The 16,772-nt window shown below is 40.9% G+C and carries 17 protein-coding genes; 6 read left to right on the top strand and 11 right to left on the bottom strand.

The annotated features are described in order from the left end of the window. The first annotated feature begins 62 nt into the window (after nt 1–62). Nucleotides 63–1,421, top strand: coding sequence for an ethanolamine permease (gene eat, locus QNH15_RS23520; protein ID WP_283890969.1), 1,359 nt, complete (start codon nt 63–65; stop codon nt 1,419–1,421). 137 nt (nt 1,422–1,558) lie between these two features. Here eat and QNH15_RS23525 read toward each other — a convergent pair whose 3' ends face one another. From QNH15_RS23525 to QNH15_RS23535, 3 genes are all read right to left on the bottom strand, one after another. After that, the gene (locus QNH15_RS23525) at nt 1,559–2,041 is read right to left on the bottom strand and encodes a type II toxin-antitoxin system VapC family toxin (protein ID WP_283890971.1); all 483 of its coding nucleotides are present in this window, start codon (nt 2,039–2,041) and stop codon (nt 1,559–1,561) included. Then, entirely contained in the window at nt 2,038–2,361 is a 324-nt protein-coding gene (locus tag QNH15_RS23530; RefSeq protein ID WP_283890973.1) for a hypothetical protein, read from the bottom strand. The genes QNH15_RS23525 and QNH15_RS23530 overlap by 4 nt, the downstream gene beginning before the upstream one ends. A gap of 162 nt (nt 2,362–2,523) precedes the next feature. Next, a complete protein-coding gene (locus QNH15_RS23535) occupies nt 2,524–3,108 on the bottom strand; it encodes a LysE family translocator (RefSeq protein ID WP_283890975.1) in 585 nt (194 codons plus the stop codon). A gap of 111 nt (nt 3,109–3,219) precedes the next feature. Here QNH15_RS23535 and QNH15_RS23540 point away from each other — a divergent pair, with 111 nt between their 5' ends. The 3 genes from QNH15_RS23540 (at nt 3,220) to QNH15_RS23550 (ending at nt 6,542) form a co-directional block, all read left to right on the top strand. After that, nucleotides 3,220–3,777, top strand: coding sequence for a helix-turn-helix domain-containing protein (locus QNH15_RS23540; protein WP_283890977.1), 558 nt, complete (start codon nt 3,220–3,222; stop codon nt 3,775–3,777). Between the two features lie 228 nt (nt 3,778–4,005). Beyond that, nucleotides 4,006–4,554: a DinB family protein gene (locus QNH15_RS23545; protein WP_283890979.1), complete on the top strand. Its 549-nt coding sequence runs from the start codon at nt 4,006–4,008 to the stop codon at nt 4,552–4,554. 1,226 nt (nt 4,555–5,780) lie between these two features. Further along, nucleotides 5,781–6,542 (top strand): STAS domain-containing protein, encoded by a 762-nt coding sequence (locus QNH15_RS23550; protein ID WP_283890981.1) that lies wholly within the window; start codon nt 5,781–5,783, stop codon nt 6,540–6,542. A gap of 318 nt (nt 6,543–6,860) precedes the next feature. Here the strand turns inward: QNH15_RS23550 and QNH15_RS23555 are convergent, their stop codons facing one another. After that, nucleotides 6,861–7,175, bottom strand: a complete 315-nt coding sequence (locus QNH15_RS23555) for an antibiotic biosynthesis monooxygenase family protein (protein WP_283890982.1) — start codon at nt 7,173–7,175, stop codon at nt 6,861–6,863. Between the two features lie 263 nt (nt 7,176–7,438). Between QNH15_RS23555 and QNH15_RS23560 the strand changes: the two genes are divergently transcribed. Next, nucleotides 7,439–8,038, top strand: coding sequence for a hypothetical protein (locus QNH15_RS23560; protein WP_283890984.1), 600 nt, complete (start codon nt 7,439–7,441; stop codon nt 8,036–8,038). 397 nt (nt 8,039–8,435) lie between these two features. Next, complete coding sequence (locus QNH15_RS23565; RefSeq protein WP_283890986.1) at nt 8,436–8,966, top strand: MEDS domain-containing protein; 531 nt, start codon at nt 8,436–8,438, stop codon at nt 8,964–8,966. 90 nt (nt 8,967–9,056) lie between these two features. Here QNH15_RS23565 and QNH15_RS23570 read toward each other — a convergent pair whose 3' ends face one another. The 7 genes from QNH15_RS23570 to QNH15_RS23600 form a co-directional block, all read right to left on the bottom strand. Further along, on the bottom strand, nt 9,057–9,497 hold the full coding sequence (locus QNH15_RS23570; protein ID WP_283890988.1) for a hypothetical protein: 441 nt from the start codon (nt 9,495–9,497) through the stop codon (nt 9,057–9,059). 376 nt (nt 9,498–9,873) lie between these two features. Continuing rightward, nucleotides 9,874–10,434 carry an HD domain-containing protein gene (locus QNH15_RS23575; protein WP_283890990.1) on the bottom strand — a complete coding sequence of 187 codons (561 nt, stop codon included), beginning with the start codon at nt 10,432–10,434 and terminating at the stop codon, nt 9,874–9,876. Nucleotides 10,435–10,454: 20 nt separating this feature from the next. After that, entirely contained in the window at nt 10,455–12,311 is a 1,857-nt protein-coding gene (locus QNH15_RS23580; protein WP_283890991.1) for an EAL domain-containing protein, read from the bottom strand. An 84-nt stretch (nt 12,312–12,395) separates the two neighbouring features. Continuing rightward, entirely contained in the window at nt 12,396–13,151 is a 756-nt protein-coding gene (locus QNH15_RS23585; protein ID WP_283890992.1) for a CBS domain-containing protein, read from the bottom strand. A gap of 147 nt (nt 13,152–13,298) precedes the next feature. Next, entirely contained in the window at nt 13,299–14,642 is a 1,344-nt protein-coding gene (locus QNH15_RS23590; RefSeq protein WP_283890993.1) for a cytosine permease, read from the bottom strand. A 55-nt stretch (nt 14,643–14,697) separates the two neighbouring features. Then, nucleotides 14,698–15,027 (bottom strand): cupin domain-containing protein, encoded by a 330-nt coding sequence (locus QNH15_RS23595; RefSeq protein ID WP_283890995.1) that lies wholly within the window; start codon nt 15,025–15,027, stop codon nt 14,698–14,700. Continuing rightward, nucleotides 15,014–16,771, bottom strand: a complete 1,758-nt coding sequence (locus QNH15_RS23600) for a hydantoinase B/oxoprolinase family protein (protein ID WP_283890997.1) — start codon at nt 16,769–16,771, stop codon at nt 15,014–15,016. The genes QNH15_RS23595 and QNH15_RS23600 overlap by 14 nt, the downstream gene beginning before the upstream one ends. Nucleotide 16,772 lies beyond the last annotated feature (1 nt).

Here is a 16,772-nt window from a genome sequence, read left to right on the forward strand (position 1 = left end):
GACTTTTTGAAACAAAAGTCCCCAAATCAACTTAAGTAAACACAACTAAAGGAGGAGTAGAGATGGCGCTACAAAAACATTTAAAGCCGATTCATTTATGGGCAATTTCAGTAGGGATGGTAATCTCGGGGCAATACTTCGGATGGAACTATGGATTTGAACAGGGTGGGATTATCGGACTTGCGATTGCTACGCTGATTGTCACCGTTTTTTACACGACCTTTATGTTCAGCTATGCGGAGCTCTCCACCTCCATTCCCCAATCCGGCGGTCCTTCCGCGTATGCGAGACGAGCCATGGGACCGTTTGGCGGCTATATGGCAGGAATGGCGTGTCTGCTTGAATTCATATTCGCGCCTCCAGCCATTGCGGTATCTACAGGCGCGTACATTCACTTCCTCATTCCAGCTGTGAACCCGGTGTACGCCACGGTCGTAGCATTTATTTTCTTCATCCTCTTAAATCTGATCGGCGTTAAGGAAGTTGCCGTCATTGAGCTTACCGCTACCATTCTGGCACTGATCGGCTTGTCCATCTTTTATGTCGCTGGCCTGCCTCATGTGGAGGCTTCCAACATCTTGAACGGCAACTCCTTTCTGAATGGACCGACAGGTGTCCTGGCCGCTATCCCGTTTGCCGTCTGGTTTTACCTGGCGATTGAAGGCGGAGCGATGGCTGCGGAAGAAGTAGAGAATCCTAGAAAAGACATTCCCAAAGGCTTTATTGGTGCGATCATCACTTTAGCTACAGCTACATTATTTACGCTTTTTGTTACCGCCGGTCTTGGCGGAGGAAACGGTAAGCTTGCCGATTATCCCCTTCCCCAGGCGCTGTCCTCCGTATACGACAACGGCCTTTCAACCGTTTTGGCCATCATCGGATTGTTTGGCCTTATCGCCAGCTTGAACGGCATCATCATGGGCTTCTCCAGACAGACGTACGCCCTGGCACGAGATGGCTACTTCCCGAAGTTCTTGGCCAAAACGAACAAGAAAGGCGTTCCGGTCGGCGGCCTCTTGATTCCTGGAGCCATCGGTGTGATCTGTGCAGGCTCAGCGAGCTTCGCCAACGCGCTCATCATCCTTTCTGTTTTCGGGGCAATGATGATGTACTGCATCAGCATGGTTTCCCTCTTCATTCTTCGTAAAAAAGAACCGGAGCTGGCACGTCCATTTAAGGTAAAGTATCCGGTTGTGCCAAGCATTGCCCTGATCCTCGGATTGGTGTGTTTGTACAGCATCATTAAATACAGCGTATTGACCACCAATATGATGCTGTTTGGCACATCGGTCCCTTTGATCTATGTGATTCTCGGTATTTTCCTAGTGTCTCTGGTCTACTATGTGCTGTATGGATCTGCCCGGCTTAAGAGACAAGCGGATGCTTCGTATGCGGAGGAAGAGGGAGTTTCGGTGAATTAGAACCTGAATTAAAAAAAGGAAAAGATACACCCGTACCGGAGGAGGGTACGGGTGTTCTTCCCTCTATTCATATGGTCCCTTTGCAGGATCGCATCTTTTCCCTTTATTTAAAATGGAATAACCCTTCCAGGCTATTCCTACTTTTCTTCTAAACTATTTTCTTGGTTAAACCGTCTATTAAACGAAATATAATGGTCTTTATCTAAAATAGGATTATAATACTCAATATCATATTCCCGGCTCGCCCATAAAAAGTCTTTGTCATTGTGACTAATTAACCTAGCATTATGGATTCTAGCCGTTGCAGCAATAATTGCATCTGGAGCTTTTATAGTTAGTCCATTTCTTTTAGTTCTTCTTCTTATTTCTGCAGCAAGTAAAACGGTTTGCTCATCAACTTCAAAAAAGCTTTCACACATCTCAATCATGGAAAGGCGACTATGTTTAATTTCATCTTCAGTGTCAAAGCTTTGAATTGAAAGCAACTCATGTTGAATCATCCGAGACATACAAAATTCGTGTTCTCGTCCCTCTTTAATTCTTTCTTGAATATAGTTAATAACAGGTTCATATCCTTTTTCATAAATTGCCCAGATGTTGGTATCAAACAACAGCCTCACTCAGCGTCTTCCTCCCAATCTTCTCGATTGGCGATACAATCTGATTCTCGAAGACCCTCTCGATCAAAATACTTTGCTTTACCTACAATTTTCTCGGCAAGTTTTAATTTTTCTTCAACCGTCAATCTTCTCTTTTCTGGTTTCATACTATCGTCTTCCTTCGAATCAATAACTACAGCTACAGGAGCGTGCTGGGTTTTTATTACTTTGACTTCAACAACTTTATCGGAAGGTTGCATAGTTGCTCTTTTACTAAAATCAGTCATCATATTTTCGAATTCTGTAAAATCTTGTGGACGGATTGAGTACAAATTTTTCATTTTCATTCCTCATTTCTCATCCTTATATTTCCTTAATTATAGCATGTCCATTGTTGAAAACCAAAATGTTAAAAGTATATTTAAAAGGGCTTAAATTAAGCCAATACAAATAAAACAAGGAGTAAAAAATACCCCATATCAGCTTCTGGTACCGGTATTGTTTTAATGAAACAAAATCGCAGCCGCCGTATAAACAAGCAGCAAAGCCATGGTAATATTGAAAACCATCTGATATTGTGCAATCCACTTCTTAAACAAGGATCCAAACAAGCTCCAGCTGAATGTCCCAAGGAATCCAATCACAGCCAACAAGATGACAAATAGGAATTGAGACAAATAATGATGGTAAAAAGGAGCAATGAATGTGGCCGTGACCGTAATGGCATAAACGGTTCCTTTCGGGTTGATAAATTGCAACATCGCACCTGATTTCATATTGTTGTATCGGCTGTTGAACTGTTGTTCTTTCCCCAGCTTGCTCTTCATGATCTTATAAGCCAGGTAAAGCAAATAGAGACAGCCAAATAGTTTCATAATGAACTCAACTTGTGGAAAAACGGTGTTTAAGGCAACGGTAAAATAATTAGCGATCGACAATAAAATGAAAAATCCAAGACCCACTCCTACACAAAATCTAAACGTGTGTTTCAAACCAAATTGATTGGCGAAATACAATGACATAATATTATTGGGCCCAGGGGTGAAGCTTGCAACAAAAGCATAAACCAACAGTGACAACACGGACATAATGGCAACACTCCTTGTATGCTATAAAGCACAAATATACTTTATAGCGTCTTGTGCTTTAAATTGTATAATTTATACGTTATATTGTAAATAAAAAATTGAGGGATAAATGTGAAGGAAATCCATGTTGTGGTCGCCGAAAACATGAAGGCGTTCAGAAGGATGAATAAATTAAGTTTGGATAAAGTATCTGAGTTGACCGGTGTCAGCAAAACCATGTTAGGCCAAATCGAACGCGGAGAATCGATTCCAACCATAACAACGCTGTGGAAAATCGCGAATGGACTAAAGGTTTCATTCACTTCGCTCATTCAAGAATCAGCGAACAATATAACAATCATTTCAAAAGAAGACTTATTGGAATTGCCCGAGAATGATGGGAAATATAAAGTATATCCCTACTTCCCCTTCGAAAACAACAAGCAATTTGAAATATACATGGTAGAGATTGAGCCAGGAGGCTATTTAGATGCAGCTCCTCATCACGATGGCACGGAGGAATACATTACCGTTTTTGACGGTCAGCTCGAATTAACGATATCCGGGCAAACCTACTTACTCGAAAAAGATCAGTCGATCCGTTTTAAAGCCAACTGCAACCATGCCTACCATAACCCAGGCAGTGAATTAACAAGATTGAATATGACGATTAATTACGAATCCATGTAGCAAAAATGAAAAAGATAAAAACCGTCAGACGATGTGGGACATGCTCCTCAACTTGAGAAACCACGTTTATGAGAGACTTTTTGCAAAACAGCTAATGACGCGGGCCTTTAGACTTACATCAAACTAGCAGATCCTATAGGGTCTGCTTGTTCTCTTATGTTACGATCCATTTGTGAGTTGTTTTATTGTTAAACCGATCTAAACTATAAATATAAAGGAGTGATGGAAGTGAGGAAGCAAATGAGCCTGGAACTGATGGATATTTTTCGCATGGAATTTGACTTTATCTGGAATACGGAGACCTGGTTTTTGCCTTTAGAATCTGCTCTTAAAGGTTTAAATTCCAAAGATGCAAGCTGGCAGCCTCCTGAAGGTGGGAATACCATTTGGCAGACGGTGAACCATCTAAATTATTACAATGCCCTGCTTGTTAGACAAATCAATGATACAACGTCTAAAAAAGAGGCCTCTGATAACAAAGCTACATTTGGAGATATTGGGGAACCACCAAATTCTAAATGGGAGGCAATCTTGTCAGAGAATACCTTTGGGGATAGCGGGGATCCAACAGACTTTGAAAAATGGAAGGCCGTCTTGTCAGAAACACACCTAATTTGTGAAGACTTGCGTAAATCACTGGCACAAGTGAATGACGGTCAATTGGATGAGGAACTTGTTGGGGGTCTGGCTCGTCAAATTTTGCACAACGTGTACCACATCGGACAAATTGTATTAATTCGTAAACAACAAGGCTCTTGGCCAAAAGAGCGAGAATAATTGGTATATGGCTATAGGGCGCCATTCTAAAGGATTGTTTTGCGCTATTTCATTATAGAAAGCTTACCTTTTTATCCTTTCATTTACAGCCTCTTTTAATCCTCTGAGATAGAAATTTATAAAAGTTCTTTGCTGTATTGTCGTCAACGAGCTCTTATTCATTCCTAAATTTCTATATCTCTCTATCTGAATAACAACAGGAGATATATTTGACTTAGCTCCTCCTAAATATATCAACACCAGACCCATAGGATGTTAGAAACCATTTATAACTTTTATATAAGTTATTATTCTAGTGACAGTTCAAATAGAAAAATTATTTTTTTCTGTTTTATATGCTTGTCCAAACAAAAACGAACACACCTGAATAATATAAAATACAGAGAAAAGTTACTATGTTTCTCTGTTCTTTTAAGGAGGGAAGACATATGCCAAAAAAATCCGGAAAAAGAAGCTCTAGCTCTTCTTCTCATCACAAGCGTTCCTCTAAACGATCCTCAAAACGATCCTCAAAATGTAGACGTTCTTCTAGTTCTTCTAGTTCTTCTAGTTTCATTTTCAAATGTAAAAAGAAGAAAAAAAACCGCCACAGTTGCTAAGATTGATTTTATGTTGGCGTAGAGACCTTGGATAGAATCCTGGTCTCTTTTTAATCTCTCTTTTTTTTACAAAAACTAATTTTCAATAAAATGTCCAAGCATTTCCTATTGTATTTGCATAGTATAAAGTAGAAAAGAGAACAGAAGTATTCTCTTTTCTATCGCGCTCATGAAACCACCAAGATGTGAAAAGAAATGAAACCCAATTTCTCATTTTAATACTGAGAAATTGGTTTTTCATTTGGCGGTTTCTGTAAATTTTTTGTTTTACTGGTATCTTTTTTACCAACCTTTTAGTTAACTAGGACTTTTGACACCTTAACTTTATTGCTGCGATTCATCTACTGCCAATCGAAAATATAATAAGAACTCAAGGTATTAATAAATGACATATTACCAATAGCTATTACTGGACTTGTGATTGTTCCAATGTGAATATGTAGATGTAAAGGGCAGGTTTGGTGAACTCCCTCAATTCTGTGTGGATTTACCTCGTTTTTATTTCCTAAAATGGGTGAGTTCGGCAAATTCTAGGCAGATTCTTGTTTCAAAAGATAAATAAGTCACTAATATTTCGGGATACAACTTGCTATAATAAAGGTCAACTGAATTAAAGGAGTTTTCGCTATGGACCAGATAGGAATAAACATATCAAATGCTGACTTGTTAAATAGCATTGGGGAAGTAATCATCATTTCAGACACTGAATACAGGATCGTTTGGGTAAACAAGAAAGCAGAAGAAGTGATGAAAAACATCTATCCGTTATACGGTTTAAATTCAATTGATGAGATCATTGGGAAAAATATGGACTTTTTTCATAAAAACCCTAAAAACCAGCGCTTCATTATGGACAAAGGTATTAAGGATGGCCATAAGGCAAGAATTAATATAAAAAGCAAAATTATTGCTGATATTATCATTACCCCTATCCAGGACAATAAAGAACTAGTTGGTTATACAGTAATGTTAATGGATATGACAACAAAAGATGAGGAAGAGCGAAGGAAGGATCAACTGATTCAAAAACTTTCGGTACCTATACTACACATTTGGGATAAAACAATAGCTTTACCTTTATATGGGGATATGAATGTTTTACGGGGAGAGCATATTATATCAACTGTTTTACAAGAATGTGTAGACAAAAGAATTCGTTACGTTATGCTTAGTCTCGCTGGTGTTACGAGTTTTGATGAAACTGTGCATTATAACCTTAACCGTTTGACTGAAACATTGCGCTTAATCGGTGTTCAATCTATTATAGTAGGAATTAATCCTGATTTAGCATTAGCAATACAAGAGCGTATTGATGCACCAATTTTTAAAGATGCACATTCTGGTCTAAAATATATTATTAATTTAGAAAAAGATAATGAGAATTCATGAAGAATGGTGTGATGCTGCACGGTAACAGATACTTCACTTATGGAGTTCAGCAATTTTGCTCAATAACTTCACGGGATCATTTGAATGTCTCATGTTCAAATAAAAGCAAGTAGGATAAGTTTAAGTCATCCTTTGCAACTCTTTTAAACAATCGTTTAATAAGCTCTAATAAGCGATATTATCCCCATTCCAAGCTAACTTCATGATGTTTTGGCTGCCCGTTTCAGGATGGTTTTTTAAATATTCAATGACATGATCTATGATATCCCGATATTTGATTAGATCATGGTCGGACTCCAATGTTTAGGAGTCCCTTAATCATAAATTAGAATCCCCTTGTGCCAGATGTACTTTTTCAAAATGTTCCACTGTCGGAAAAGGGTGATAGAAACGATGTAATAACGATTTCCATTCTTGATACTCCTTTGATTGCCTGAATCCTACGGTGTGGTCTTCTAAACTCTCCCACTTAACAAGAAGCAAATATTTACCCTCTTCTTCCATACAACGCTGTAATTCGTGTGAAATATAGCCCTTCATAGATGAAATAATCTTAGATGCTTTGCGAAATGATTCTTCATATTCCTGCTCCATCCCTGGTTTCACTTGAAGCATAGCGGCTTCTAGTATCATTGACCTTTCCCCCTTCATAAACATGCGATTTGCTGCTGAAATCTTGATATCATCCTATTTTACCTTACTCTGTTAATTCTTTAACTCTATCGTTTTTACCAACATCACTTGGTTCATCTAGTACTTCTTACACCTCTCAACCAATTATTAACGAGGCAAAGAAGATTTTCGCTTTATATTCTTTTATTCCAACTATTCACAAAAATGGTCATTCACTATAAAATAATAAAGCTTGGCATTTTTATTATGTATGGAGGATCGGTATGGGAAATACGACAAATATGCTGATTGAGCATCTCATTAATGGATTTCATTTTTTTATCGCTTTGGTTTTATGCGCCGTCATGGTCTTGGGCGTGGATTTTTTCCAGCCTTTGTTTGGTTATTTAAAGAGCACCAACAAGGACACATTATTGGCTCTTTTTGTCCTTATGCTTCCCTTTATTTATACACTTGGTATTTTGATCGATAATTTTGTAGATGATGTAGTTTTTAGAAAGAGGAAAAAAGAAACAAGGGACGAAAACCGAAAAACAGCAAGGGAGCTCATCCTTCTTACAAATGACCAAAACCAGGCGAACCAGTTGGACTACATCCGGACGAAAATCCGCATCACCCGTTCCGCTTGCTTCAACTTCGCACTCATTACTCTCTTTTCTTTGGTCATCATGTACCGAACGTACCATTTTAAATACATAGCTGTACTGATAATGATTAGTTTACTCGGCGGTTTGCTTACGTTTTTGGCCTATTGGTCATGGGAACATAATACAAAATCCTCAAACAAACGGGTGAGGGATGGGTTTCGGATTTATGAGAAGCACAGAACAGCAAAAAAAGAAGAAACTACAACACCTATGTAATCCCACGCGCCTAGGAAAATAATGCTGAAGAAGTACCTGACAATTGGATGGGCATCCAAAATGGATACTTTTACAGAACTTACTTAAGATTTTTAGCTTACTATTTAAAGAATTTGGGATAATTTCTGTAACAGGACTCAGATCTTACAAGAAAAGCAATTTACTAAAAATTACAGGGATTAATTTGCAATGAAAATGAACCACATTTTTAGTAATATAAATATACAGTTAGTTGTTGATGGAATCAATGAAAGCCAATTTCATGGGAGTTAGGCAACGTCAGGTACCGTTTTAATCTGTTTATAAACACGACATCGTTTTCCAGTTTTCTGCAAATTACATACTTGAAGGGTTATCAGGTAATTGATGAATTTATCATACATTAAGGATGGTTATCATGGGGCAACCAATCGAGGAGTTAAGGGATTTAAAACAAGGTCATATTTTTTATAAATATGAAAATGAAGAGAAGTACCTATCCAATCTCGTGTCTTTTATCTTGTTAGGTCTGAAAAGGCAACATCGCATTTTAGTGGTAGAGAGTGCGAAAAACTTACCGAAATTAAAAGAGAAAATGGAGAGCTTAATTCCTGCTGACAAGATGTCAGAAATCCTTCTTATAAATAATTTTGACTTTTATCTTTTAAATGGAGATTTTCACACACACACCATTGTCAATCACTTCTCCAGCCATACAATGGTTCTAGATCAGGAAAATAAGCCAGCATGGACATGGGCCCACGTCGAATGGAGTTCTCAAGAAGCCAATGATGAGTTGGTACAAAAGTATGAATGCAAGGCGAATGAGGTAATTCAAAAGGAGAGAAGACTTTCAGTATGTGCTTACCCACTTGAGCGACTTACTCCTAAATTATGTTCAATCTTATCAAATAATCATGATTATTTGATAAATGATAATAAATCCTGAGTTAAACGATATTATTTGCAGCTGGCAAATGGAGCGTATATATAGCGGAAAATCAGTTCCCTTTTTCCAAGAGTTTTTTTCATTAACCTTTCACTTACAAAGTTTAAGTTCTGGAGCAGATAAAATAGAAATGGCTTCTTGATTATCTGAGACATCTAAATATAATTTTGTGTTTTCTCCTAAGTATATCGTCTCAATCTTTACTCTACACCACAATGCCCCATATACCATACCTAATTGTCCTGGAGCGCCTGATGCAATCTCAAGAATTTGAATCACCTTCTTTTCCCACCATTCCACTTGCAATTGTTTAAGAATGCCTCTAACGGTTTGAAGATCGTTATTATTCTCACCTTCAGTTTTCCCGACTACAAATCGTAAGATATTCTGAAAACTACTAGTTTTATGTTGTTGAAAACCATTTATATTTATTCCGTTTAACGCTAAAGTCTTTAGCAATTTTGCAAGTGTACGATCATTAACACCAATGACAAATTGATTTCTAATATTATATTTCAATCCATTTGGCATGTTATTTGGCCCCTCCTTACATCCTGTTGTAAAACATATGTTGCAACACGGGATCGTAAAACTAACCCCTAAGTTTTTCCTCCTTCTTTGCAGTGGGGGTAAAGAATTACATCCTTCCTTTTAATCTTGATAACATGAAGGAATCATTGCAACACAGTCGTCGATAAGCAACACGAAAAAACGCCAATTCGATCGAATTGACGTTTTTTTGCACTTCTTCACGATATTCAATTCATTTTTCAACGATTGTTTCAGTTGGTTCGTGCTTCGCTAATTCCCGATCGCTTCGTTAGTCATTCATCAAGTACTTCTTCCTATCTAAAAAGCACTTCTCTTCCGAAAATAACTTCGTCAACCAAGCCTTTATGAAGCACATCTAACGATAAAAGAGGCTCTGCACCTCTTTTTTTAATTGGAGAAACAGCGGGAATGACCCTACCCGACGGCCAAGTGCCTCAACGAGTGAGGTGTAATACCACTCCTGCAAATCCTTGCCTCGTTTAAAATGGCTCCAAACGGCCTCTCCCTGCTTCTCCAGATCTTGCCTTAACGAAAGGACATTATGGAGCTTATCGGCGCATACAATTTGGCAAACTTCCACCGAAGCATCTTTCTGCAAATACGTAATCGTATGCTTTTTTCTCGCTTCCCACGATTGAGATTTATCCGGTTCAGAACTTCCCTCCACCATCTCCATAACCCGATCGCCAAATGCTGAACGAATGACTCCATCAGTGACATCCGTATCCTCGATCACATCATGTAAAATACCGGCAAGAACCGTCTCCTCCGTGCAGCCTGCATCCAGCAGCAGCATTCCTACAAAATAGGGGTGGGAAATATAAGGCTTCTTATTCCCTTTTCTGACTTGTGTTTGATGAGCAGCCGCAGCCATTTCAATGGCTGCGCTCATTTTATCTAATTGTTGGATTTTCATCTTTTACACTTCCCATTGGTTTATCCTTTTAAAAAACCGGCGTTCCATTGGTCGGCATCAATGTCCTTGAGTTTTTTCGCGACAGAACAGAGCCAGCCTTGAACATACTTAATACCATCCTGTGTAAGCTGCTTCAATTCTTCCTCTTCTACATGCTCGATGACCATTTTTCGGATGTATTGGCGGTCCAAATCCATAATCGCACTATAGTACTCCTGCAGCTTGTTTCTTTTCATTTTTACAAAAGCTGGCTGCAAAACTGTAATCTCTTCCAGCTCGGTTGCGGCTTTTTCTCCGAAATCATCCAAAGAAATAGCAACGCCCTCTTCTTCCGCAATACTTTTCCAAAGCTCCAAGTCCTTCTTTACATGCTCCGTGATCTCTATCGTGAACGAAAGCTGAGTCTGTTTTAACAGCTCAATGCATTTCACGATTGTCTCTTTCGTCAAATCGGCTTCCAAATTATAAAAGATTCCTTTAATCTTTAATTCTTTTAAATAGTTTGCATTTTGGACAAATTCTTCACAGGTAGCAATCGTAATCTCATCCAATCGGCCATCCCTTCTCGCCATGTCATACCAGTAATCAGGACTCTTGCTGTTAAATCTCGTGAGGATCTCAACATATTCCAGTTCTTTGGTCAATGTATTTACGATCGGCTGTGCGTAAATCGAAAACAACTTTTCCCGGATGATCTGCTCAAGCTCCTTACTCTCCCGGTCGGCAGGCCATGCCAGCGGAAGGGAAACCTCATTGGGCAAACTAATGTTCAAGCATCGGAGGGCCTTTTTCAGGTTAAATAGGGCATAAACAAAAGCGGCAAACCGGTTCAATACATTTATTTTTGTTCTTCTCGCATAAATCAATCCGGCGCATACTCCTGCAATATAGTAGGACGGCTGATAATCCTTAACAGCGATTTCGCCCACCTCTTCAATAAATTCCGCTCCAAAACAAGGCAAGATCTTATCGAACGGAGCAATGCCATCCGGAATATCAAGTGGCTGCTGAAGCTCTTTCATGAGGTCTCGTGTCACATAACTGCCGATTTCCATCCATTTATCCTGATTGTCACTGGACCCCAACGGAAAGCAATCCAGCAAAAGGTGAAGCTCCAAGTACCGATAATCATAAAAAAGATTCGTATGCTGCTTTAATTCCGCAAAGTCAATAATAGAAATATCACTCTTGTTTTTATCGGTGACGATAATATTGTTTCCATGGTAGTCTCCATGTGAATGACTGTGTTTGACATACATGGTTTCTTCTTTCCATAGATTTTTATTGTACAGGTAAACGAGAGGATTTGGGAATAGATTACCATGAAAACTCAGTACTGCAGAATTGGTATCAGCCCCCAATTCCTTAATGGGATGAAACAGCGTCTCCCACCTTTTTGTCCCTAGCGTTTCAATCATATGATCATAAGGAGAGAGGATCCTTTTTTTCTCTACGCCCCAACCATTTATAAAATTTAATGCCTCATTGATGATGCCAGAATAATCAACAGCCATCTGTTTTTCAATGGCTTCATTGATTGTAAAACTCTCTGCGGCTCCGGCAAACTCATACATGACCGCATGCTGATTTTCAAACGTTTTAATATCCAGGACACTTGGAATAGAATGATTCATTTCTGCTTGACTTGCAAGATGCAGAGCCATTTTGTATGCTGCCTCTTCCCGCTCTCCTTCTTCAATGGAGGTAATCTTCACGAGAGCTGGCACCCGGCGGCGTTTCTTTTCTATTTTTTTAATATATTGGACAAGGTAGATCTCTGCCCCTGACTTCCCCGTATTGATTTTTCTATGTATATCCGGTAAAAGGTCAAACTCAAACCGATCTAGCATCTCCTGGCTTTCTTCAAAATTAAACATAGACCGTTTATCCCCCCAAACCCCATTAAATTCTTTACATTCTTACTAAACTACCGCACTTGCAACCCATTTTCGCTCATATTGCTAGTCTCTGCTTACCAATAAATCAATCTCAATAAGATCCCATGAGGTCACAATACCTAAGGGAGCTTCCAGCGGTGAACCGTTCTCGGTGACGATAACCGCCTCCAGCTTTCTTTTTTCCTGAAAGGATTCCTCATAAATATCCTCTAACTCAAAGATATCCATCGTACGTTTAACAAACACGACATTATGATGCTCTTCATAGGGCTTAAGATTCTCCACTGTTTTTCCTTCGACATGGATACTTCCTTTGTGAATAGAAGCCGCCATCCACTTCGTTAATCCATACTCTGAGATCAGAAACCGAAACACACCGTTCTCATAGACAGGAAATTGATTATACGAAGAAGCGCCCATTATTTTTATCAGCTCTTTAAGCGGTGTTGAGGGGTTTACCGACACAACAAAAGCCGTTGCAATATCTAAAACCGTCGGTGGTTTGGATAGCAGCTTGGCGATATTTTCAATTTTAAGAACCGTGTTTTCATGGGGGGTGGCAATGAAGGTCTTCCGCTCCAGTTTTTCATGAACCAGTGCATTTCGCAGCTTAGCAAACTGCTTTAAGTCATAATACACTTGCTGAATCACCCGGTGTTTGCGGCTGGAGTCCGTGAGAAGCTTCATAAAAGCATCGTTGTATTCATTGGGATTCAGGCGTTTTAAGATATGGTGGATTTGGTTGAATGCTACTTCAAAGCGTTCAACCAAATCACTATTTGAAGTCATCGTTGGTTGATCCATACTAGATTTGTGCATTTTCACACCTCAGGTAAATGATATATAGGAATATTCTACCAGCCAGTTATAGGCTTTTCTACCTGTATGTTTTTATTGAAAACCCTGTCATTTAAGAATGGGAAATAAAAAACGAGCCTCCCTTAGGCTCGCTCTTTCATTTTTCCATTAAATTTTTTGCTGTACGGCAGGTGTTATTACCTCCCCTTCCCTAACTGAGCAAAAGTGATCCGGTTTGACCGCTGCTTTTATTTTCATGGAAATCAGGTAAACAATTCCTGAGGCGATAAGGGATTGAACGGCTGGAAGCCCAAAGGATGTCGCATATTGAGTCAGGTAACCGACAAGTGTACCGGCCACAAGTGCAATGGTCGCCATCCAGTTCCATCCGGGATTGTCGACCCATTGCTGGCGGCGCAAAAAGAAAAAGTCAGCCATCATGACACCTGCAATAGCAGGATAAATCAAGGCCGTCATGTACAGGAAATCCATGAAATGATCGAGTATTCCCATAAGAGCGACGATAATAGCAATGATTGTTCCGCCCAACGTAAGCAGGGCACGCCCTTTATTTGAGTTGACGTTCAGCATATTAGCCAGTGCAAGCCCCATGCTGTAATTGTTCACAAGCTGGCTTGTCCATGTGGCAAACCAGAGAATGAGAAAGCCCCATACTGGAAACCCGAGCTTCATCATAACATTGACAATATCGGCATCGCCTACACCAACCGACATGATAGCTCCTACATAAAATAGTGGAAAACCAACAGCCACAATTCCAAGCGGGATTAGAATGTTGTCTTTAACTCTAGGTTTGGCGTAACGGGTATAATCTGAAGCAATCACCCATTGGGAGACATTGACTCCAATGATTAGGCTGATTGCTGCAAGAAAGGACATGGAGGTAGTTGGCTTCCATGCGGTAATGGTCTCCCAGCCCGTATTTTTTAAGGCATAGAAAATACCTGCGACAACAAGCAGAAGTCCCGCGGGCACCGCAATGTAATCCGTCCATTTCATGGAACCGTAACCAATAATGGAAGGAATGGCAAACAGCAGCCCGGCAATGACGGTAACAATTCCCCATGCGAATAGATCCCGTTCATAATCAATGCCAAACATGGCGGATATGGCATTCCCCGCAACAGCCGTCTGAACAGCCCACCAGCCAAGGGAGACAATAAAGATGGTAAGGCCAACAATAAAACGGGCCTGGTGTGCGCCAAAGCTCGTGCGTGCAATCACAGAGGAGGAGCGCCCTGTTTTCGCTCCCATATAACCGGCAACCGCATTGCCAACCCATTGAAAAACCAGCAGTGATACGACCAAAATCCAAAATATTGAAGATAAACCAAAGGCACCGACCAGGGTCGCCCCAACCATCAATACAGGAATCGTAAATTCGAGCCCGCCAAAAATCATCGCCGGTGTTAGCCAGTGCTGCCGTTTTTCCAGAGGTATAGCTGAAAGTGCTTCATCGTTTCCGGTTTTGTTCCAACCCGTTTCCTCCATACATCCCCATCCCCCATTCGTTTATTATGAAAAAGGCCTTGTAAAAAACAAGGCCCTACCCTACCATCACAAAAACAAGTTCGCAATTTTCCTCACCATCATTAAACGCCGTATGTTCCTCTCCTGCTGGAATAAAGGTAGCCTGTCCAGAAGAGACACGGCATTGCTTTCCGTTGATTTCGGTAAGCAGCGTTCCTTTCGTAATGATGGAATATTCATCTTCAGTATGATTAGAAACGCCGGACAGTGGGACCTTCTCACCCGGATAAACCGTCACTGTCCCAATTTTCACGGAGGTATTTTTGGTCAGTTCCTGAAATACCGTCCGGAGGGAATACGCCTGATTTTCTTCGGGTGATACGTCCTGAAGATTAATGATGTTCATTGCTGCTCCCCCTGATCTCTGAAACCCTTTCTACCTTAAAGGTATGGGGGTTCACAACTACTCCATAAATTTCTTTAGCCTGTTCCACAGTCATATAGCCGTTCTTCACATCCCAGGCAACTTGGTCCGCTCGACGGTCCATCGGATTTCCATAACCACCTCCAGTGGCAGTCATCAATTTCACGACATCCCCTTTATTTAATGGATAGCGAGGATAAATGCCGAACGGCCCGTCCATTTCCCCGTTTGCCTTCTCAATAACAAACTCGTTTGAGGAACCATCTCCCCCTCCATTGAAGCCCCATGGAACAAACTTGTTTCTGCCAAATGTCGCGGAAACCATCTGGTTGTCACTCATGGCGCGGTAGGAACGGGTTACTCCTGCTCCGCCGATGTACTCGCCAGAACCTGCTCCGTCAGTTCGCAGACTGTATTCATCAATCATGACTCCATAGCGGGTTTCGGCCACTTCGATCGGAACATTATAGGTTTCACCGTCACCAATACAAAATTGTCCTCTTGCTCCGTCCATTCCTTTTCCGGCGCCCCAGCCGCCAACAGAAGGCTCAACAATGAGAAAGGGTTCGTTCGTATCCTGATGATTACCAGACAAGGTTACGGCACATACCGACAGCAGATGTCCAGCAGATAACCGGTCAGGCAAGTGTGGCGCAAGCGCCTGCCAGATCAGATCTGCACCAGCAAGCATGCTTTCCCAGTAGATGGATACGGGAGCCGGCCGCTCAGCAGCGAGCACTGACTTTGGATCAGTAATAATGGTCAGCGGGCGGAACACCCCATCATTTACGTCCTGTGAAGGATTGGTGAGCGCCAGGAAAATTGTGCGGACCGCGGAAACCAAGGCGGTGTATGAGCAGTTGATCGGTCCTGGTACCTGCGGATGGCTTCCCCTGAAGTCACAGCGGAATTCTTCATCCGTAATCGTGACCTTTACCTGAATTTTAAACGGTCCATTTTGAAATCCATCGTCATCAATATAGCTTTCAGCTTCAAAGGTTCCTTTCGGCAGCTTTTTCAGTTCCTTCAGCGCCATTTGTTCACCATGGTTCAGCAGATGTTCAACCGATGCCTGTACAACATCCTTTCCGTGTTTAGCACAAAGCTCTTTCACACGTTTTTCTCCGGTGCGAAGAGCGGCCACTTGGGCCCATAAATCACCGAGTGACAGATCCGGAAACCGGACATTGGATTGAATGATATCAATTAAAGGCTGATTGATTTTTCCTTCATCAAACAGCTTCACACACGGGAATTGCAGCCCTTCCTGGAAAATCTCAGTTGCATCATTGCTGAACGAGCCCGGATCCTTCCCACCGACCTCTGTCCAGTGGGCTTTGTTAGCAGAAAAAGCGACGATCTCCTCTCCGTGGAAGATTGGCATAACAAGGCCAACATCAGAAAGATGAGAACCTCCCCCGCCATACGGATCGTTAATGATAATAATATCCCCGGGCTTCAGGTCACCTTCGCCGCCAAATTTTTTCAAGGTTTGCTTGACCATAAACGTTAGCATGCCGATAAACCCGGTTACCCCATTCCCTTGTGTCAGCAACTGCCCTTTGGAATCTGTCAACCCGCTCGCATAGTCCAACACCTCATAGATAATCGGGCTCATGGACGTTCGCGCCAGCGCCAAAAACATTTCGTCTCCTGTCGCAATCAAGGAGTCCTTTACAATTTCCAGTGTAAACGGATCAATTTTCACATTCACTTCAGCTGTCATC

The organism is Fictibacillus enclensis, assembly GCF_030123385.1.
In the GTDB taxonomy this organism is placed as follows: domain Bacteria; phylum Bacillota; class Bacilli; order Bacillales; family Fictibacillaceae; genus Fictibacillus_C; species Fictibacillus_C enclensis.